The 19,128-nt window shown below is 46.5% G+C and carries 18 protein-coding genes; 8 read left to right on the top strand and 10 right to left on the bottom strand.

Annotation, left to right across the window (positions count from 1 at the left end; translation table 11 throughout):
- The first annotated feature begins 221 nt into the window (after window positions 1-221).
- The gene (prpD, locus tag C6G87_RS06890; RefSeq protein ID WP_104752782.1) at window positions 222-1,688 is read left to right on the top strand and encodes a 2-methylcitrate dehydratase; all 1,467 of its coding nucleotides are present in this window, start codon (window positions 222-224) and stop codon (window positions 1,686-1,688) included.
- A gap of 9 nt (window positions 1,689-1,697) precedes the next feature.
- Window positions 1,698-2,570 carry a methylisocitrate lyase gene (prpB, locus tag C6G87_RS06895; protein ID WP_104752783.1) on the top strand — a complete coding sequence of 291 codons (873 nt, stop codon included), beginning with the start codon at window positions 1,698-1,700 and terminating at the stop codon, window positions 2,568-2,570.
- Here prpB and C6G87_RS06900 read toward each other — a convergent pair.
- Genes C6G87_RS06900 through C6G87_RS06910 form a run of 3 tightly spaced genes read right to left on the bottom strand, consistent with a single transcriptional unit; the run spans window position 2,567 to window position 5,093 of the window.
- Entirely contained in the window at window positions 2,567-3,742 is a 1,176-nt protein-coding gene (locus C6G87_RS06900) for a hypothetical protein (RefSeq protein WP_199767663.1), read from the bottom strand. The two genes, prpB and C6G87_RS06900, sit on opposite strands and share 4 nt — an antisense overlap.
- An 18-nt stretch (window positions 3,743-3,760) precedes the next feature.
- Window positions 3,761-4,174 carry a CoA-binding protein gene (locus C6G87_RS06905; RefSeq protein WP_104752785.1) on the bottom strand — a complete coding sequence of 138 codons (414 nt, stop codon included), beginning with the start codon at window positions 4,172-4,174 and terminating at the stop codon, window positions 3,761-3,763.
- The gene (locus tag C6G87_RS06910) at window positions 4,155-5,093 is read right to left on the bottom strand and encodes a DMT family transporter (protein ID WP_324761405.1); all 939 of its coding nucleotides are present in this window, start codon (window positions 5,091-5,093) and stop codon (window positions 4,155-4,157) included. The genes C6G87_RS06905 and C6G87_RS06910 overlap by 20 nt, the downstream gene beginning before the upstream one ends.
- A 197-nt stretch (window positions 5,094-5,290) precedes the next feature.
- On the opposite strand from C6G87_RS06910, the gene C6G87_RS06915 reads away from it, so the two are divergent.
- The 6 genes from C6G87_RS06915 (at window position 5,291) to C6G87_RS06940 (ending at window position 10,836) form a co-directional block, all read left to right on the top strand.
- Window positions 5,291-5,662, top strand: a complete 372-nt coding sequence (locus C6G87_RS06915) for a hypothetical protein (protein WP_104752786.1) — start codon at window positions 5,291-5,293, stop codon at window positions 5,660-5,662.
- 109 nt (window positions 5,663-5,771) lie between these two features.
- Entirely contained in the window at window positions 5,772-7,127 is a 1,356-nt protein-coding gene (locus C6G87_RS06920) for an FAD-dependent oxidoreductase (protein ID WP_104752787.1), read from the top strand.
- 47 nt (window positions 7,128-7,174) lie between these two features.
- Window positions 7,175-8,221 (top strand): type II asparaginase, encoded by a 1,047-nt coding sequence (locus C6G87_RS06925; RefSeq protein WP_199767664.1) that lies wholly within the window; start codon window positions 7,175-7,177, stop codon window positions 8,219-8,221.
- Window positions 8,222-8,417: 196 nt separating this feature from the next.
- Window positions 8,418-9,440: a cytochrome-c peroxidase gene (locus C6G87_RS06930; RefSeq protein WP_104752798.1), complete on the top strand. Its 1,023-nt coding sequence runs from the start codon at window positions 8,418-8,420 to the stop codon at window positions 9,438-9,440.
- A gap of 61 nt (window positions 9,441-9,501) precedes the next feature.
- Window positions 9,502-9,690: a 50S ribosomal protein L28 gene (rpmB, locus tag C6G87_RS06935; protein ID WP_104752789.1), complete on the top strand. Its 189-nt coding sequence runs from the start codon at window positions 9,502-9,504 to the stop codon at window positions 9,688-9,690.
- Between the two features lie 12 nt (window positions 9,691-9,702).
- Window positions 9,703-10,836 (top strand): potassium channel family protein, encoded by a 1,134-nt coding sequence (locus C6G87_RS06940; protein WP_104752790.1) that lies wholly within the window; start codon window positions 9,703-9,705, stop codon window positions 10,834-10,836.
- Here the strand turns inward: C6G87_RS06940 and C6G87_RS06945 are convergent.
- The 7 genes from C6G87_RS06945 to feoB form a co-directional block, all read right to left on the bottom strand.
- Window positions 10,833-11,993, bottom strand: coding sequence for a hypothetical protein (locus C6G87_RS06945; RefSeq protein ID WP_104752791.1), 1,161 nt, complete (start codon window positions 11,991-11,993; stop codon window positions 10,833-10,835). The two genes, C6G87_RS06940 and C6G87_RS06945, sit on opposite strands and share 4 nt — an antisense overlap.
- Window positions 11,993-12,712, bottom strand: coding sequence for a hypothetical protein (locus tag C6G87_RS06950; RefSeq protein ID WP_104752792.1), 720 nt, complete (start codon window positions 12,710-12,712; stop codon window positions 11,993-11,995). Before C6G87_RS06950 ends, C6G87_RS06945 begins: the two co-directional genes overlap by 1 nt.
- A gap of 16 nt (window positions 12,713-12,728) precedes the next feature.
- Window positions 12,729-13,169: a preQ(1) synthase gene (gene queF / locus C6G87_RS06955; RefSeq protein WP_199767665.1), complete on the bottom strand. Its 441-nt coding sequence runs from the start codon at window positions 13,167-13,169 to the stop codon at window positions 12,729-12,731.
- Window positions 13,162-15,972 carry an isoleucine--tRNA ligase gene (gene ileS / locus C6G87_RS06960; RefSeq protein WP_104752793.1) on the bottom strand — a complete coding sequence of 937 codons (2,811 nt, stop codon included), beginning with the start codon at window positions 15,970-15,972 and terminating at the stop codon, window positions 13,162-13,164. The genes queF and ileS overlap by 8 nt, the downstream gene beginning before the upstream one ends.
- Before the next feature lie 21 nt (window positions 15,973-15,993).
- On the bottom strand, window positions 15,994-16,242 hold the full coding sequence (locus C6G87_RS06965) for an RNA-binding S4 domain-containing protein (RefSeq protein WP_104752794.1): 249 nt from the start codon (window positions 16,240-16,242) through the stop codon (window positions 15,994-15,996).
- A 253-nt stretch (window positions 16,243-16,495) separates the two neighbouring features.
- On the bottom strand, window positions 16,496-16,996 hold the full coding sequence (locus C6G87_RS06970) for a ferritin (RefSeq protein ID WP_104752795.1): 501 nt from the start codon (window positions 16,994-16,996) through the stop codon (window positions 16,496-16,498).
- A 99-nt stretch (window positions 16,997-17,095) separates the two neighbouring features.
- Entirely contained in the window at window positions 17,096-18,997 is a 1,902-nt protein-coding gene (feoB, locus tag C6G87_RS06975; RefSeq protein ID WP_104752796.1) for a ferrous iron transport protein B, read from the bottom strand.
- Between the last annotated feature and the right edge of the window lie 131 nt (window positions 18,998-19,128).

Below are 19,128 nucleotides of genomic sequence, written 5' to 3' on the forward strand. Positions count from 1 at the left end.
ACCCCCAGCCACCACCACACCCAAGCTCTAGAGCGCGCTTTTGGGCAAGCTAAGGATCTGTTTGACACCCTGCCCCAAGCCTCTATTCTTTCTATGGGTATGAGTGCGGATTTTGAATGCGCGATCGCCTATGGGGCAAATATGGTACGCATCGGGCATGCGCTTTTTGCGGGTTAGGATTTCTAGATTATAATCTCATCATTTCAACATTAAGGACACACATGGCTCATATGGGAACTTTGCAAACTACTAGACCTGAATTTGACACATTGCTCTCTAGTATCGCGCGCTATGTGGTGGATCATGAGATCACTTCTGAATTAGCCTACCAAACCGCTAGATTGTGCTTGATTGACTCCATTGGTTGCGCCCTGCTCTCTTTAAAACACCCAGAGTGTACAAAATTACTAGGACCTAGTGTACCCGGGGCACAGCTGCGCCCACTGGGCACGAAAATCCCGGGCACCACTTATCAACTTGAGCCTGTCCGCGCGGCGTTTAACATCGGTTGCATGGTGCGTTGGCTAGATTTTAACGACACATGGCTAGCTGCTGAATGGGGACACCCCTCAGACAATCTAGGGGCAATTTGGGGCTTGGGGGATTATTTGAGCCGAGATAGGCGCGCTAAGGGGCAAAAACCCTTACAAGTCAAACAGATTCTCACTGCCATGATCAAAGCCCATGAAATTCAAGGCGTTCTAGCCCTAGAGAATTGTTTTAACATAGAGGGCTTAGATCATGTCTTATTGGTGCGCATTGCCAGCACAGCGGTGGGTGCAGGGTTGCTAGGGGGGAGTTTTGAAGAAGTGCGCAATGGGGTTTCTAACGCCTTTGTGGACGGGGGGAGTTTGCGCTGTTATCGCCACGCGCCCAACACGGGTTCTAGAAAATCATGGGCGGCTGGGGATGCCAGTAGTAGGGGTGTGGATTTAGCCCTTAAAGCGCTCAGTGGAGAAATGGGCTACCCTTCAGCGTTGAGCGCGCAGTATTGGGGTTATCAAGATGTCTTTATGAAGAGTCAGCAAGAAAGGGGCGAGGTCTTGCACATCCCCCAAGAATTTTCTAGTTATGTGATGGAGAATGTGCTTTTTAAACTCTCTTTCCCAGCAGAATTCCACGCCCAAACCGCGGTAGAATGCGCGATCAAATTGCATGCAGAAGTAAAAGACAGATTAGAAGACATCGCCAAGATTGAGATCACCACCCAAGAATCCGGACACCGCATTATCAATAAAGAAGGGGAGTTGCACAATTACGCCGATCGCGATCACTGCATCCAATACATGGTCGCTTACGCGCTCATTTATGGGGATCTAAACGAGCACGCCTACAGCGATGCGAGCGCTGCGGACCCGCGCATCGATGCTTTAAGAGCGCTCAGTGAAGTTGCAGTAGATGATCGCTACACCCGCGAATACCTAGACCCTAGCAAACGCTCCATCGCCAACGCGTTGCAGGTGTTCTTTAAAGACGGTACAAAAACCCAGAAACTAGAAGTCCATTACCCCATCGGGCACAGGTTCAGACGCGAAGAGGGGTTGCCCCTGCTCTATCAAAAATTCAAACAGGCTTTAAGGGAGGTGTATGCCCCCAAGCGTGCTAGTCAGATTGAAGAGATTGTCTTTCATGAAAACGCGTTATTGCAAATGGATTTTGACACCTTTAGCGACCTCTTTGCTTTCTAGGAGGCGTGCATGAGCGCAGGAGAGAGATTTAGACAGGCATTAGTGGAGCGCGCGCCCTTGCAAATCGTGGGCACGATCAACGCTTATCAAGCTCTGCAGGCAAGCAAAATCGGGCATAGGGCTTTGTATTTGTCTGGGGCGGGGGTGGCAAACGCGTCCTATGGCTTGCCGGATTTGGGCATTACAGGCTTAGAAGAAGTGTGTATAGATGTACGGCGTATCTGTGCGGTCTGTGATACCCCCTTGATTGTGGACGCGGATACGGGCTTTGGGCACGCGCTCAACATTGCTAGAACCATCACCCAGCTCATTAAAAGCGGGGCGGCCGGGGCGCATTTAGAAGATCAGGTGAGCGCAAAACGCTGTGGACACCGCCCCAACAAGGCATGTGTACCCACCCAAGAGATGTGCGATCGCCTGCAAGCAGCCCACCAAGCTAGAAAACTAGACCCGCATTTTTACTTGATCGCGCGTACGGATGCGCGCGCCCAAGAAGGGCTAGAATCTGCCATCGCCCGCGCGCAGGCGTATGTACAAGCGGGCGCGGATGCGATCTTTGCGGAGGCTTTGCAGAGTTTAGAAGAATACCGCGCGTTCGTTGAGGCTGTGAGCGTGCCTATTTTAGCCAATATCACCGAATTTGGGCGCACCCCCCTATTCACCCTTGAGGAGCTCAAAAGTGTGGGGGTGTCTATGGCACTTTACCCCTTAAGCGCGTTCAGAGCGATGAATAAAGCAGCCTTAGAGGTGTATCTAGACATCAAAGAAAGGGGCACGCAAAGGGATCAAATTGCGCGCATGCAAACTAGAGAAGAACTCTATGAGGTGTTGGATTATTACAGCTATGAAGCCCAAATAGACGCGCTAATGCGCAAAAACTAGGGCTTGTACACGAGATTATAGCTAGCGACAATTTTGCGGTTATAGGTGATGTTGATGTCCCCGGGTTTGTCGCTCTCTAACAAAAAGACCTTCCCCCCCTCTTGAATGCCATAGAAACGCAGCCGTAACGCCATCTTAGGCGCGAAGGTGTGCAGGGCGTGTACGCCCCGGGCTTGCAGGGCTGAGGCGAGTTCTTTGGCGATGTAGTGGGTGCGCACAAAGGGATTATACCCCCCCCACAAGTACACACTTTCTAAAAGCAAAGTACCAAAGACAAGGCTGTAGCGAATCCGATAATGGGTGCGAAAAAGGGGGAGGTGTACGCGGATACTAGAGAGCGCGTGTTTGAGCAAGATAGGTATACCCAACACGCCATAGGCTAGAAATTGTGGGCTGATTTCTTGGCGTAGGGATAAGAGCAGGGGCAGGCAAAAGCCCACCGCGCCCACCATACCCACCAAGCTATCCTGTTGGCGCGCCTTGATCACTTGCGCATAGAGCGCATAGGGGTAATAAAGGCATAAACAGGGAGAATAGAGTACAAACATCACAAAAAGCGTTTCTAAAAAAAAGCCCTGGGGCATCCCAGAGACGGGTTTAAAATAGAGTACATTGAACATCAAAGCCACACCCAACAAGCTAGTTTTGAGGCGGTGCTTGTGCTTGAGCGCGTATAAGAAAAGGGCGGTGAGCAAGACCATACAGCTTGGATCAAAGAGGGCAAGCAGGGGGATTAGCGCGTAAAAGACACGCGTGTGGAATAAGAGTATGCTAGAGAGGGCTAGGGTGAAGAGCAAGCTCACCTTACCCAAGAGGATCGCACCCAGTTGCACGCCCGGGAGCAGCGCGAAGGTGAGCGCGCTGAGGAGCGGATCATAGGGTTTTTTGGGTTGGAGCTTGAGGCTGAGTTTGTAAAGCAAGATGAGATTGAGCGCGTGCAAAAGCAAACTGGGCAGACGCAAAGCCAAGTCATGGGGGAGGGATTTGCCCAACACCCCCACCAAATCGCGCAACGCCCCCAATAAAAGAGCGTCCAGCCAAAAGCTAGGCGTGCTAAAATAGAGCAGGGCTTCTTTATAGCTAATAGAAATCTCTAAACTCTTCACCACCCCTAGTGTCAAACTCACCACCACCAACAAGCCTAAAAGACGGCTATAAAGGGGGCTGGGCACACTGGAGGGGAGAATTGCTTAACCTTGTGCTCTGCGGTGTTCTATGAGGGCGCAATGATCTTGGACCACCCCCACGCCATGCTCTTGCAATAACTGAGTGGCTTGGGCGTTTTGAACGCCTAATTGCATCCAAAAGAGTTTGGGGAGGGGCGTAAGGCTCAAAAACTCTTGGGCTAAGGGCATGATCGCTGCAGATTTTCTAAAGACAATCACCCCATCTAGGGGGTGGGCGCGGTGCGCCTCTTGGAGGGTAGCATAAACGGCTTGACCTAAAATGGGCGCATCCACTTTGGGGTAAATGGGCACAATGTGATAGCCCTGCGCTTGCAGGTACGCCCCGACCTTGTGGCTGTCCTTATGCGGGTCAGGGCTCAAGCCCACAATGCCTAGAACATGGCATTCTAAAAGCAAGCTAAGAGTTTGTCGATTCATATTTTGCCTTTGTTTTGGTTTTGCTCTCTAGCACGATGAGCACTCCAGAGAGCACGATAAGCCCCATACCCAAGATTTGCAAAAAATGCAAAGGGGGGTCGCCCAAGAGCATACCAAAGAGCACCGCCCATAACAAGCGGGTGTAATCCACGGGTGAGATGAGTCCGGCTGGGGCGATCATATAGGCTTTGGTGATGAAGCACTGCCCCAACGCCCCGCTTAAACCCGTGCCTATTAAAAGCCACAAATCCCAACGCCACCACACCCCCTCAAAACGCAAGGGGTGGTAGCCTGAGGCAAAGGGGGGGATGTCAAAACACATCAGAGCTAGACTCATCAGCGTTAAAGACACCGAAAACACCACGATCACAAACCCCCCATCGTAATACTCCTTGAGTTTATTCAAACTCACATAGGCACAAGACACCATCAACCCGCTTAAAATCCCTGAAACCACCAACCCCCAAGAGAGCCCACTGGTGTGCGGGTTAGCCACAAAACCCACCCCCAAGATCCCCAAGAGTGCAGAGAGCACCAATTGCCAAGTGATGCGCTCTTTAAGTACCCACCACGCGATGAAAATGGCATAAATGGGTCCACTTTGACTAAAGGCGATCGCGCTGCCCAGATCCATGTGCGCGATATTGTAAAAGATCAAGATCATGCCCATCTGCCCCACAAACACCCTAGAAATCAAAAGAGCGAGCCCTCCGGGTTTGTGCGCTCTAAAAGAAAAGGGTTTGATGTAGTAAAGCCCCCATAGAAAAAAGAGCATGAAGAAGGAGCGATAAAAGATATTCTCTAGGGGTGAGTAGTAAGAACCTAGCATCTTGATGAGCGCGTTGAGCAAACCAAAACTCAACGCCCCCAAAGCCATGTAAAACACCCCCAAGCGCACATTTAAATCTCTCTGTTCCACAACGCGCAAAAGCACTCTCCAAAGAATAGCCCCCCATGCTAGCATGGATTTGTGAATATATCATTTATATATGATGACTAGGTGTTTCAGTTTGTTATGAATCTGCCAGTCTACATAAATTAGTTTGACATGGCAACCTCAGGCGATCAAAAATCATATCTTAAAGTCGATCTAGTCTCTAAAGTAAGGAGGCATGCATGTCCTCTGTAACAGGTAATGTTACCCATATTAATCAAAATTCTCCTTTTGGCTCAATCGTCTATCAAAATGCTCTGCCCAAACTCGATCATGAGAACCATAAAGAGTTTTTGGAACGTCTACAGGCGGTGCAAGAGACGCGTGCGCTAGAAAAGAATAAGGCCGTTCATAGGGATAAGGAAGATAGCTCATCTGCGCAACAACACGGTGCGCAGGAGCAATTCTATGAGCAACCTGATATGCGTTGTCTAGACAAACGCCATTGTTATCACGGACATTACTACAGCGACAACGCTTTAGAGCGTGCGCTAGAAAATACGGAAGAATTGGAAGGTTTTTTAGAACCCCATGTGCTAGATGTTATTATCTAAGATTTGTTCATAATCTAAATGCCATCTCTTGGCAAACAAGAGCGCTCTAAAATCCTAAATTATATTGCTATAATGAGAATCTGACCATCGTTATATACAAGGATAAATAATGAATCTTGATTATGATTTAATTGTAATTGGCTTTGGAAAAGCGGGGAAAACTTTGGCAACTGAGGCTTCTAAACTAGGTAAAAAAGTCGCTCTCATTGAGCAATCTAAGGAGATGTACGGAGGAACTTGTATCAACATCGGTTGTCTGCCTTCTAAAGCGCTCTTGCACCTTGCTACTCATAAAAAGGGCACTCTAGGGTATAAGGAAAGTATCGAAGAAAAAAATAAAATGGTGTCTTTTTTGCGCCAAAAAAACTATGATATGGTAACCCGTGCGGGGGTACAGGTGGTAGAAGGTCGCGCAAGCTTTAAAGACCCCCATACACTCATGGTTTATCATAAAGATAGTTGTAAAGAGATGAGCGCACATAAGATTGTCATCAATACAGGCTCACTTCCTGCACAGCCCCCGATCCCTATTCAATCCGATCGCGTGTATGACAGCACAACATTGATGCAACTTAACACGTTGCCTTCACATTTGGTTGTTGTAGGCGGGGGGTATATTGGTTTAGAATTTGCAAGCATGTTTAATCTTTTTGGGCGTGTGGGGCAGAAGAGTATCACACAAGTAAGCGTTCTGATGCGCGGCGATACCTTTTTGCCTAAAGAAGACTTGGCGTTTCAAGCCAGTATTTTAGAATCGCTCACTAAGCAAGGGATTGAGATGGTCTTTAACTCTAATTTGCAAAGCATCGTCGATCAGCAAGTCTATTATCAAAATACTCAAACTGGACAACAAACTTATTTAGAGGCTGATGCAATTTTATTGGCTACAGGGCGTGTACCCAACACTGCAGGGTTACAACTAGAAAAGGCGGGTGTGAGATTGGGAAAATCTAAGGAAATTTTAACCAATGAATATCTTGTCGCCAATGCTGATCATGAAGGTAATATTTATGCTCTGGGCGACGTGAAAGGAGGTGAGATGTTTACGACCTATGTAAGTTTAGATGATTTTAGAATTGCCTTCCAACACCTTTATGGGAACCAGTCCCGCTCTACAAAAAACCGCAATGTATTACCCGAAGTGCTCTATGTGGAGACTCCCTATAGCCATGTGGGCATGCGCGCTAAGGATATTGAGCGCTCAGGCAAGAAAGTATTAGTAAAAACTTTAGAGAGCGCTTCTATCGCCGGAACCCGTGTTGTAGAAGACACGACTGGAATCCTGCAAGTACTTGTAGAAGATAATGCACAGCAAACGATCTTAGGGGCTAGCTTGCATTGCGCCCTCTCTTACGAAATTATTAATCTTTTCAGTTTGGCAATCAACCAACGACTAGGTTTTGAAGCACTTAAAGACATGATCTACACCCACCCTTCTATTACGGAAGGGTTCAATCTGTTGTAAATATGGTTAGCACCCAGTTTACCTCTTTGCATTATCATGGTCCCGTGTTGAGGTTATTATGCAAATTTGTCATCTTGATGTCTTTGGGAGTGTGCTCGGTGTGTGCGAAGCCTAATGTTTATATTTTAGCTACGGGAGGCACGATCGCGGGGAGCTCTAAAAGCGCGCTGAGTAGTGCTTATAAATCTGGATCGCTGAGTGTAGATAGTTTGCTTGGCGCTATCCCCCAAGCTAAGGAATTGGCTAATCTCAAAGCCGAACAGATAAGCAACATCGGCTCTCAAGAGATGAATGATGCCGTGTGGCTTAAGTTAGCTAAACGCGTGCAAGCCCTGTTATCGAAAAAAGATGTGGATGGGGTGGTGATCACGCATGGTACGGATACGATGGAGGAGACCGCTTATTTTCTCAATTTGGTGATCAAGAGCGCTAAGCCCGTCGTGATGGTGGGCGCGATGCGCAATGCAGACTCATTGAGCGCGGATGGTCCGCTCAATCTCTACAATGCGATCGCTGTGGCTAGCGATGTACAATCTAAGGGCAAGGGGGTGTTGGTGGTGATGGACGATGCCATCCATGCCGCCAGAGAAGTGAGCAAGACCAACACCACAGGCGTAGACACTTTTAAATCCCTCAACAGCGGACCCCTAGGCCATGTCCTCTATGGGCATGTGCGCTTTTACATGCAGTCTTTGCGCAAGCATACTTTAGAAAGCGCGTTTGACATCGCTCAGATACATGACCTGCCCCGTGTGGATATTATCTATAGCCATGCTAACGATCATGCAGATTTTGTGCAAAGCGCGCTCCAACATGGAGCAAAGGGGATTGTGAGCGCAGGGATGGGCAATGGCAATCTCTACCCCTCCATCTTAGAGGCGTTAGCTCAAGCGGCCAAAAAGGGCGTGGCGGTGGTGCGTTCTAGCCGTGTGGGGAGCGGGTTTATCACGCGCCCTGGGGAGATTGACGATTCTCAATACGGCTTTGTTAGCGGAGATAACCTCAACCCCCAAAAGGCGCGGGTGCTGTTGATGCTTGCTCTAAGTCAAACCCATGATCCCCAAAAAATCCAGAACTATTTTGATACACATTAGACTATTTTAAGATTGTCGCCGTATAATTTCTCTATCCGAACTATTTTACAGGGGGTTTATTGTGTCAAGTGCAGTCAAAAATATCTTTAAAGTGTCTTTTATATCTGCTGGATTGTGTGTTACCCTTTATGCCAATAAGGCTAGCCATGCGCCCAATGCGCAAGAGTTGATCAAGAAAGCTTTGGGCACTAATCTAATGCCCATGCCCACGGGAAAGGTTTTAGATAAATACCTTCAAGACAAAGTGCGTAATTTGGGACTCTCTTACAAGGGGGCCGTACTCACTAAAGCCCAAATAGAATTAGGAAAAATGCTTTATCTAGACCCTAGAATCTCTACTTCATATCTGATTTCTTGCAACACCTGCCATAATTTAGGCATGGCAGGGGTAGATAGCGTATCGCGGGCGGTAGGGGATGGCTGGAAACCCAACCCGCACTTTTTGAACTCTCCCACTGTGTATAATTCCGTCTTTAACGCCGTGCAGTTTTGGGACGGGCGTGCAACACACCTAGACGAGCAGGCAAAAGGACCCATCAGCAATCCGGTAGAAATGAATGCCGATCCCAAGGTTGTGGAAGCCAAGATCAATTCTATACCCGGCTATGTGAAAGCCTTTAAACGCGCCTATGGTAATAATGTTAAAATTAATTTTGACCTTATCACCGATACCATTGCCATGTTTGAAGCCACGCTCAACACGCCTAGCCGTTTTGACGACTTCCTGCGCGGGAATGTCAAGGCATTAAGTCTTAAGGAGCAGGAAGGTTTGGCTCTTTTCTTGGATAAAGGCTGTGCGGGTTGCCATAATGGGATCAACCTAGGGGGCACAATGCAGCCCTTCCAAGTGGCTGCCCCGTATAAATTTGCTAATGTCGGAGATTTCAAAGGAGATAAGAATGGCATGGTTAAAGTGCCTACTTTGCGCAACATTTTAGAAACCATGCCCTATTTCCATAATGGGCAATATTGGGATGTCAAGGATGCGATCAAAGAAATGGGCGCGGTGCAACTAGGAATCCATATTAGCGATGCGGACGCACAGAAAATTGCCACCTTCTTTGGCGCACTCACAGGCAAAAAACCCACCATCATCTACCCTAACCTGCCTATCATTACCAACAACACTCCTAAACCTCAAGGCATCATGGAAAAAGATACTGGTGTAGCTAAGCCGGTTGTTGAATCCGCTACCCCTCCAAAAGCCCCCACCCGTTGATTTAAGCACAAAGGCACGTATGTTAAGTTATAATGTGCCCTTTTACTTAAAGGAGAGAATTATGGCACGAAGATGTGATTTAAGCTTAAAAGGTCCTATGGTAGGCAACCATGTCAGCCATGCAAATAATAAGAATAAAAGGCGTTTGCTCCCTAATTTGCGTACGATTCGCATCACCCTAGAAGACGGCACGAAGCAAAAAATCCGTGTGGCCGCCTCTACTTTAAGGACTATGCGCAAAAGCCAATAGTCCGCAAGGACAATGTTTAAACTTAAGGCACTCTTCAAAAAGAAGCCTCGTAAGGAGAGTGCAACTCGCCAACTTAACACAGAGATTTACGCCCATTTTAAACTTTTTGCTCTACCCTTAGTGCTCATCCAGCTCTTTATCCTTCTGGGCACTTTGGGCTATTTGGGCTTGGAGAATTACTCTCTCATGCAAGCCTTCTTCCAAACCGCCTACACCTTCACAGCGACCGGGTTTGGGGCGTTGGATGAAAGCAAGTTTGGGACATGGAGCATTTTTTTAAGTGTTTTGATCATGTTCTGTGGGGAGGCGCTGATGACCTTCACGGTGGCCGTGCTCATTGGGGTGATCAACAAGGGAGTCTTAGCCAAACTCATTCGGGAGAAGAAGATGATTTATAAGATCGCGCGCCTCAAAAATCACTATGTGATCTGTTATCATAACGAATACACCATCGAGCTTGCCAAGCAGTTTAGAAACGCCCAAATCCCCTTTGTGGTGGTGGACGATCACCCTGAATTTGAAGAGCAGGCGATCAAAAACAAATACCCTTACTTCATCACAGGCGATCCGCACACCAATTTGAGCATGCTTAAAACTAATTTGAGCAGCGCGAAGGGGGTGGTTACTTTTTCTAAAACCTTTTCTGTCAATATTGCCCTAATCGCTAATGTGCGCTTATTAGAAAAAGAGTTGGGGCGCAAGCCTTACTACATCATCGCTAGCGCGCACAATGACGAGGATTTAGAAAAGCTCAAAAAGCTAGGCGCAGATAGCGTTGTCTCGCCCACCAAATTAATGGCACAACGGGTGAGCGCAATGGCGATCCGCCCGGATATGGAGAATATTTTAGAAAACTTCATTTACAAAAAAGACACCTTATTAGACTTAGAAGAGGTGATTGTGCCCAAAGAGAGTTGGCTGGTGCAACGCAAGCTCAAAGAGGCGCATTTTAGAGAGATCGCTAAGGTTTTTGTCATCGGGATCATCCAAAAGGATGGGCGCTACATCCCCATGCCTGAGGGGGAGACCATCGTCGCTAGCGAGGCTAAATTATTGGTCATTGGCACTTCTGAGGGGGTTACTAAATCTAAAAATCTCGTGCTCCAACACCAACGCCCTAGAGAGGTGGATTATGTCGCGCTTTAATGGAGATTTTTTAGCGCGCCCAAAGCCCTACAAATCGCGTTTTTGGATTTGAGATATTGGATTTCACCTTTGGGGTTTAAATACACACAAGGGACATCATCCACGCTCAAAAGACGCGCTTGTTTCAAAAGAGCGCGCAGAGAGTCAAGCACACTCTTAGGCGGGCTTTTCAAAACCCCTAAACAAGCTTTCTTGGCTTTATCACTTAGATATTTAGGGAGCAAGCAGAGTTGGGGTTGATTTAAAATGCGGGTGTGTGTGTTCTTATAGCTGGTAGAAAAATGAGGAATCTCCGGGTAGTTATCTTGAAAATTCGAGTATTCATCTTGAAAGAACCCTTGGAGATAAAATGGGGTGTTGTGCAGGTAAAACAACCCCTTAAGCAAGGCATAATTTTTAAACGCCTCTAAAGAGATGCTAGGATCGCTATTTAATATCTCTTCTAAAAAGGGGTTGTGTTTTTTAGAGATTTGGACTAGATACCATGCACCCTTAAGAGCATTTGCTAGAGAAACAATAAGACCCATATCTTCATCTGAAGTGTGAAAATCCCCTCCCCAGTGATCATGGTAATTATTAACAGCTGTAGCCCAATAGAAAAAATCTAGCGCGCTCGCTAAGCCCTTTAAATAGGCGCATTTGCCTTGTGCGCAAGCGTTGTTAAGGGAGGGTAGGCTTTGGACATAGTCTAGTGGGTCTAGTTGAGAGGCAAGCAAGGGAGAGAATAAAAGCGGGATGATGGAGTCTTCAAAGAGGTAGAAGGGTTCAAGAAAATCAGTATATACGGATTCGCCCGGATCGTAGTCTAGGTTGGTCAAACGCGTATCCTCCAAACACTCCCACAACAAGAGCAAAGCGATGCTTTTAAAGGCTTTAAGGGTGCGCGCGGGGAGTTTGCGATCTTTAAAGATAGGGAAGACATCTAAAAGGGGCCAAGCTTGTTTGTAAAAATCTTGAGCCCTTTGTTTTTCAAAAGCTTGGAGGCGTTTTTGGCGCGTTTCTTGATCCACGCTGCGATCTAAAAGCAGACGCGTGTAGGCAACATCTTTAGCGATCATCTCCAATTGCAAGGCGCGCATTTGATCTCGCCACGCCTGTGGGGCTTCAGTCCCCACTAAAGCCAAACACAATAGACAGACACACACTAAAGCGCGCATTAAGACCCCCCAGCGGCTTTAAGCCATGCTTGATAATAGTCATCTAAGAGTTTGGCGGGTTTTTGTTGCAAATCCACACCCAAGAATATTTTAATAAACCTACTATAGGTGTCTTCTTCATCATCTCTATCTAGATCGTCATCATCAAATCCATAAGAGAGCGAGTCTAGCTGTTTAGAGATACTTGCGCTAGAATTGTATTTTCGCACCTTTAGAGTTTGGCTACTTAGGGCATCCCATAGACTTGAACCCTCCTTGTGGGCTTTGAATACGGGAGCAAAAAATAGATTGAAGGTATCTAAAAAATTTTGGGTAACTTGGGTGGCGTCAAAGGCATCAGGGAGCGAAACGCCATTCTCACAGCTATCAGGAGTGGGGAGATAGCCACGCAAGTTTGCAAAGAGTTGCAAGGATTCATAGGCTTTAAGAGTCTTTACAAATTCTTTATCTTGGGGGGTTTTTAGCTGGAGGGTTTGGAGTAGGGGGATCTTATCCATAAAATCTAAAGCCAAAGAGAAAAACAAGGCGGCATGCCTCTCCATCGTATCGTGGTAGGGGTGAGGATCTTGACATGTCTCATCCACATGTCTAATCAAACTCTCTTCATACATACGCACCGTGAGCGCGCGCATCGCTTGCATCTCTTGGATCAGCTCTTTAAGGGGTTGGCTAAAAGCAATCCCAAAGATGAGAAAAAGTAATGCCAAGTAACGCACCATGCCCCTTTGAACTTGTTTATAGAGCTTTTAACAATCTTTCTTGCTTGAAGTGTTGATAATCTAGCGTGGCGTAGTTGGCAAAGGGGGTGATGGTGATCCCTCCACGCGCGCTAAAATGGGCTTGCACTTCTAGGTATTTGGGCGCTAGGAGGGCGACTAAATCGTTTAAAATCTTGCCCACACAATCCTCCCCAAAAACCCCCTCATTGCGAAAACTGAATAAATAGAGTTTGAGCGACTTGCTCTCTACCATTTTCAAATGCGCGATATAGGCAATGCGCACGCGCGCAAAATCGGGCTGGGCGGTGATGGGGCACAGACTGGTAAATTCTTGGCTCTCTAAGCAGGTAAAAATGTCCTGCCCCGGGTGGGGGTTCTCAAAGGCTTCTAGCAAATGGGGGCTATAGTGTTGCGCGTAGTGCGTCTTAGCCCCCAAATGGCTAAGAGTGCTAGGCATGCAAGACTTCTTCACAGCGCTCACACAGATCGTCTTTAGGGGCTAGAAAGCGCCAACAACGCGGGCACTTCTTCAAAGAGGCGCGTGCCAAAACAAAATCCGGGGTTTCTAACAACACATCCACCCCGCTGCCCTCCCAAAGCCCCACGCAACTCACCATCAACCACTCCGCATAGTGGGTAAATGCCATGTCCTTAGCGTCTTTGAGGTACATTTGCACTTCTAGGGAGGTTTTCACCCTTTTATCCTTTTTGAGCCCGTCCAATGCTTCACTAAAGCGCGCGCGCAATTCTAGGGGGCGCTCAAATTGGTCTAACACGCTTTGAGCAACCGCTCCCTCCAATAAAAAGGGCATTTGCAGATCAAAGACCCCGCCCCCAGCTAAAGCTACTTCTTTAAATAGAGGGCTGGCGTGTTCTAACACCTCTTCAATGGTGTAGGTGAGAATGGGAGCGAGCGCAAAACTCAAATGGTGGGCTAAATAGAGCATGGTCGTTTGGATCGCGCGCCGTTTGGGGCTCTCTTTGGGATCACAATACAAGCTGTCCTTGCAAATATCCATGTAAATCCCGCTCAAGTCGTTAGCCACAAAGCTAAAGAGTTTCTGCAAGCCCTTGACGAAGTCAAATTGCTTAAAGTGTTCTTGCACTTGGTTAAAGACTTTGGAGCTTAGGGCTAAAATCCAAGAATCTATCAGGCTCAAATCTTGCAGGGGGGTTAGGCGTTCTAACCCCGCCGTGTTGGCTAGCAAAAAGCGCAAGGTGTTGCGCACCTTTTTATACCCTTCAGCAGTTTGGGCAAAAAACTCATGAGAGACACTCAAATTGTCTTGATAGTCATTCATCACCACCCACAGGCGCAAAATATCGCTCCCATAGGTGTTGAGCACTTCATCTAAAGAAAAGACATTTCCCTTAGACTTGCTCATCTTATGCCCCTTAGAATCCACGGTAAAGCCATGGGTTAGCACCCCTTTAAAGGGCGCGCGGGAGTGTTTGATACAGCTTAAGAGTAAGGAGCTTTGAAACCAACCGCGGTGTTGATCGCTGCCCTCTAGCACCAAATCGCTAGGATAAACCCCCAAACGCTCTTCACACACCGCCTTAAAGGTGCTCCCACTATCAAACCACACATCTAAGATATGGGTGTTCTTTTCTAAATTGGGGGCTAGGTGCTTAAACCCCTCTGGCAAGAGATCTAGCACGCTTTGCTCCCACCACGCGTTACAGCCCTTTTCTTTGAACATCTGGTAAATATGTTCTAAAACGGGCATTTCAAGCAGAGGCTCTTGAGTGCGTTTGTCCAAGAAAAACGCCATGGGCACGCCCCAGTTGCGCTGTCTGCTCACGCACCAATCGGGGCGTTGCTCTAGCATGGCTTTGAGGCGGTTCTTGCCCTGTTTGGGGTAAAAGGCGACATCCTCAATCGCCTCTAGGGCAACTTGGCGCAAAGTTTTATAACTGCCATCTTCTTGTAAAAAAGGCTCATCCATCATGATAAACCACTGGGTGGTGGCGCGATACAAGACGGGTTCATGGGTGCGCCAACAATGCGGGTAGGAGTGCGTGATGGTGCTGTGGTGCAAGAGGCTTTGATCGAGCAATTCTAAAATCTTGGGTTGGATTTTGAGCACATGCTGGCCTAAAAACTCTTCAGGCAAGAGCTTTTTTTGCAAGATCTCTTCATTGTAACGCCCGTAATCATCTACAGGCACTAAGACCTCTAAATCATATTGTAGGCATAAATGGTAGTCTTCTTCCCCGTGTCCGGGGGCAGTATGCACCGCCCCGCTCCCCTCTTCTAAGCTCACATGATCGCCTAGCAAAACCACAGAATCGCGCTGGTTTAGGGGGTTAGTGGTTAAAGCCCTCTCTAACAATTCGCTCTCAAAGCTCCCCACAATCTCCCCTTCTAAGATACCCTTTTCTAGCAACTTTTGGGCTAAAGAAAGCGCGACCACATGCCCTTTAGAAGTGATCGCATAGGTTGTCTTGGGTTTGAGCGCAATACCTACATTAGCCGCTAGGGTCCAAGGGGTGGTCGTCCAAATCACAAGGGCAAATTCTTTAGGGGTTTCTTGGGTGCTAAAATGGGCTTGTTGGCTGAGAAGTTGGGCGCTTTGTGGTTGCAGGGCAAAGCTGACAAAGATTGAATCGGACTGCTTATCCTTATACTCTACTTCGGCTTCAGCCAGCGCGCTCTGGCATGCCCAGCTCCAATAGACGGGTTTAAAGCGTTGCTTGAGCAAACCTTTTTGTGCGGCAATGCAGAGCATTTGATAAATGCTGGCTTCAAAATCGTATTTATAAGTTTCATAGGGTTTTTCATAATCCCCCACCACCCCTAAGCGCAAAAACTCTTCGCGTTGGATATCAATAAACTTTTGGGCATGCTGGTAGCAACGATCGCGAAACTCCAGCGCGTCCAAAGCGTGGCGTTGCTCTGCGGGCAATCTGTGTTGCTCGGCTTTAAAATCCTTTTCAACTTGTTGTTCAATGGGCAAGCCATGGCAATCCCAACCGGGCACATAATCCACCTTTTTGCCTAAGAAATATTGGTGTTTGACGATCACATCTTTTAAAATCTTGTTGAGCGCGTGCCCGATGTGCAAATGCCCATTTGCATAGGGCGGTCCGTCATGCAAAACAAAGCCCTCTGAGGCGTTTTGGCGTTTGTCCAACATATGGGCATAAACCGCCTGTTCGCGCCAACGCGCATAAAGCTTGGGGGCGTTGGCAATGGCATTCGCTTTCATGGGGAAGGAAGTTTGGGGGAGGATGAGACTATCTTTGTAATCTTGCATAGCAAACCTTTCTATTGGGATTTATTCTAGTTCTTGTATGTACAAATGACTTTGGGATTTGGGGATAGTTTTAAGTGTGGGGATTGCCAGCACGCGGTAAGATTTCAGGCGATCCAAATACCTAATTTGGAGCACATCGCCCACCTTCACCTCTTTACTGGGTTTAACACAGACCCCATTTAAGTGCACCACCCCCTCTTTGAGCATATCCAGCGCAATCGCGCGCCTTTTGGTGATATTGGTCGCATTTAAAAATTTATCCACACGCATGCATTATTGTAGCATCATACCCCTAAATCTGCGCTAAGCTCACATAGCACTTTAAAATATTTTTTAAGGGAAATCTGTACAGTTTGGATAAAAGATTTTAGGTTAATTACACGATGAAAACGAGTATTCTATGAATTTTGATGGTTGAAAGCTATTTTGAATTCACAAGAGTGGGAATTCACCTATGCCATAATTAGCTTGGCGAATACCTTTAAAAAATGCGGTTGCCCCGATAGGGGCACAAGTAAAAACCCTACTTTTGATCTTTGGCAATATTGCGGATGTATTGGTCTGCCAAGTACAAACCATGACCACTTTCACCCATCAATTTGATCTTGTCTAAAATGTTTTTGAAGAGCACTTCTTCCTCATGTTGCTCAGCTATATACCACTGCAGAAAATTGAAAGTGGCGTAATCTTTTGTAGCAAGCATTTTATCCACAAGAGCATTAATAGAATGGGTGATGTGTTGCTCGTGCTTGTAAGCTTTTTCAAAAACCTCCACAAGGCTCTTGAACTCATGCTCGGGGGCTTTAATTTCTTTAAGGTGCACGCCCACTTCGTTCTCGTTTAGATAAGTGATAATTTTAGTCGCGTGGGCGTATTCATCACTAGCATGATCAAACAAGAACAAACCCGCACCATCAAAGCTATGGGTATAGCACCATGAACTCATGCTCATGTAGAGGTTAGCAGAATAGAACTCATCCATCACTTGGGTGTTGAGCAATTTAACTGTTTCTGAAGGCAACATGAAAAACTCCTTATTGTTAGTTTGTATCATTATTATAGTATAAATGAGAAATAAAGTCAAGGGAAATCAAATGCATCTTTCTCAAAATACCACAGATCATTAGAAAATTCCAGCAAGCAACTTAGTTGCGTAGTAGGCAATGCAGGAAAAAATGTAGGCGACCGCTGTAGTAAAAATAAACAAATAGAGTACAAATTTTATACCTCCCGCTTCTTTGCCAAAGGTAATGGTTGCTGCAAAGCAAGGGATATAGAACATTACAAAAACAATAAAAGCAATGGCTGAGGGCACGCTTACATATTTTTTGAGCGCTTCACGGAACGATTTGGAGTCTTGCTTGGTATCCCCTAACGCATAAAGCACACCTAAAGTAGAAACCACAACTTCCTTAGCCATAAAACCCGTTACTAAAGAAATAGAAAGTCGCCAATCAAAATCCATAGGCTTAAATAGGCCATCAATACTACGCCCTACGCGTCCCACAAAACTATTTTCTAAAATCTCCTGCTGTTTTTTATCCTCAAGAGACGCGAGCGCCTCCTCTTTAGCTGTGGCCTCTAAATTGCTCGCCTCAATGCGTGCTTGTTGGACCTGATAGTTTTCTAACATCTTCGCATCTCTAGGGTAAGCAGAAGCAAACCAAATTAAAATCGCCCCTGCCAAAATATAAGTGCCTGCTTTCTTCAAGTAAGAAAGTGATTTTGTATAAATACTATACCAAATTACTTTAGGGCTTGGCATGCGATACTTGGGCATCTCCATTACAAAGGACTCTTCTTTCCCCTTAAAAACACTTAGCTTAAGGAATTTTGCCATTAAAAGCGCAATTACGGCTCCGAGCACATAAATAATGAAGAGCACTAGACTAGCATATTTTTCTGGGAAGAATGAGCCTACGAAAAGCACATAAATGGGCAGGCGCGCGCTACAGCTCATAAATCCAATAACAAAGAGGGTAACAAGTCTTTCATGTTGATTTTGTAGGGTGCGCGTAGCCATATAAGCGGGTACAGAACAGCCAAAGCCCGTAATCAGCGGGATAAAGCTCTTGCCATGTAAGCCAAATTTATGGAAAACCCCATCTAGCAAGAACGCCACGCGACTCATATACCCGGTGGCTTCTAATAAAGAGATGCCCAAATACAGCACCATGATCAAGGGTAGAAAAGAGAGGACAGCCCCCACCCCTCCAATAATTCCATCTCCTAAAAGTGAGCCGATTTGGGCGTTGGGTGCATGTGTCTTAATTGTATCACTTAGCCAGCTAAACCCATCATCTACATAGCCCTGCAATGTTCCGCCAATTAAGAAGCTCAAAAAGAATACCAAAAACATAAGCCCCAAGAAAATAGGAACGCCATAGATTGGATGCATCATGTACTTATCGATACGCCGTGTGTATTCAGGCATGCCCTGCGTCTGGCGGCAAACCTTCTTGGCTAAAGCACGGCAGAATTCAAAGGCTTCTTCTTTGGAAGTAGTAAGTGGACTTCTAACATCTTTAGCATCGCGGTGCAAGCTAATAAGTCGATCTAAGAGATGGTCCATATTGAAGTGCGCATGGGCAGAAGTGGGGATACAGGGCACACCTAAATCTTTAGAGAGTAAGTCCACATCAATCTGCAAACCTTCTTTTTGGGCTTCATCCCACATATTAAGTGCCATGAGCACTTTGTGGGGAGTATTAAGTAATTGGGTACTTAAACTCAAATTGCGCTCTAAGTTCGTGCAATCCAGCACATTTAGGATCAAATCGAAGCGTTCAGTTTCCAAAAACTGCCTACTTACCTTCTCTTCGATCGTAAAGTCATTTAAAGCGTAGATACCCGGTAAATCGACGATAGTGATCTTAGTGTTGTTGTAAGTGGTGCTTACTTGGGTTTTTTCCACCGTGACTCCTGCAAAATTGCCCACTTTCAAGTGTGCCCCGCTAATCGCATTAATAAGCGAGCTCTTGCCTACATTGGGTTGCCCCACTAACGCCACGACGATCTCTTCCATCGTTCACCTCACTAATTCTAATTCTTAAAATTATAAATGGCGATTATAACGCATAAGAACTGAATTCTATAATATGTTTTAAAAAATTTGCATAAAAAAATTCTCAAGGTTGCTTGACACACTCCCCGCGC

It is taken from the genome of Helicobacter baculiformis (assembly GCF_900197685.1).
Taxonomy (GTDB): domain Bacteria; phylum Campylobacterota; class Campylobacteria; order Campylobacterales; family Helicobacteraceae; genus Helicobacter; species Helicobacter baculiformis.

Bases quoted from the DNA above. Each gene is read 5' to 3' on its own strand.
- prpD (WP_104752782.1), top strand. From the start codon at position 222: ATGGCTCATATGGGAACTTTGCAAACTACTAGACCTGAATTTGACACA.
- prpB (WP_104752783.1), top strand. From the start codon at position 1,698: ATGAGCGCAGGAGAGAGATTTAGACAGGCATTAGTGGAGCGCGCGCCC.
- C6G87_RS06905 (WP_104752785.1), bottom strand. From the start codon at position 4,174: ATGAATCGACAAACTCTTAGCTTGCTTTTAGAATGCCATGTTCTAGGC.
- C6G87_RS06915 (WP_104752786.1), top strand. From the start codon at position 5,291: ATGTCCTCTGTAACAGGTAATGTTACCCATATTAATCAAAATTCTCCT.
- C6G87_RS06920 (WP_104752787.1), top strand. From the start codon at position 5,772: ATGAATCTTGATTATGATTTAATTGTAATTGGCTTTGGAAAAGCGGGG.
- C6G87_RS06930 (WP_104752798.1), top strand. From the start codon at position 8,418: ATGCCCATGCCCACGGGAAAGGTTTTAGATAAATACCTTCAAGACAAA.
- rpmB (WP_104752789.1), top strand. From the start codon at position 9,502: ATGGCACGAAGATGTGATTTAAGCTTAAAAGGTCCTATGGTAGGCAAC.
- C6G87_RS06940 (WP_104752790.1), top strand. From the start codon at position 9,703: ATGTTTAAACTTAAGGCACTCTTCAAAAAGAAGCCTCGTAAGGAGAGT.
- C6G87_RS06945 (WP_104752791.1), bottom strand. From the start codon at position 11,993: ATGCGCGCTTTAGTGTGTGTCTGTCTATTGTGTTTGGCTTTAGTGGGG.
- C6G87_RS06950 (WP_104752792.1), bottom strand. From the start codon at position 12,712: ATGGTGCGTTACTTGGCATTACTTTTTCTCATCTTTGGGATTGCTTTT.
- queF (WP_199767665.1), bottom strand. From the start codon at position 13,169: ATGCCTAGCACTCTTAGCCATTTGGGGGCTAAGACGCACTACGCGCAA.
- ileS (WP_104752793.1), bottom strand. From the start codon at position 15,972: ATGCAAGATTACAAAGATAGTCTCATCCTCCCCCAAACTTCCTTCCCC.
- C6G87_RS06965 (WP_104752794.1), bottom strand. From the start codon at position 16,242: ATGCGTGTGGATAAATTTTTAAATGCGACCAATATCACCAAAAGGCGC.
- C6G87_RS06970 (WP_104752795.1), bottom strand. From the start codon at position 16,996: ATGTTGCCTTCAGAAACAGTTAAATTGCTCAACACCCAAGTGATGGAT.
- feoB (WP_104752796.1), bottom strand. From the start codon at position 18,997: ATGGAAGAGATCGTCGTGGCGTTAGTGGGGCAACCCAATGTAGGCAAG.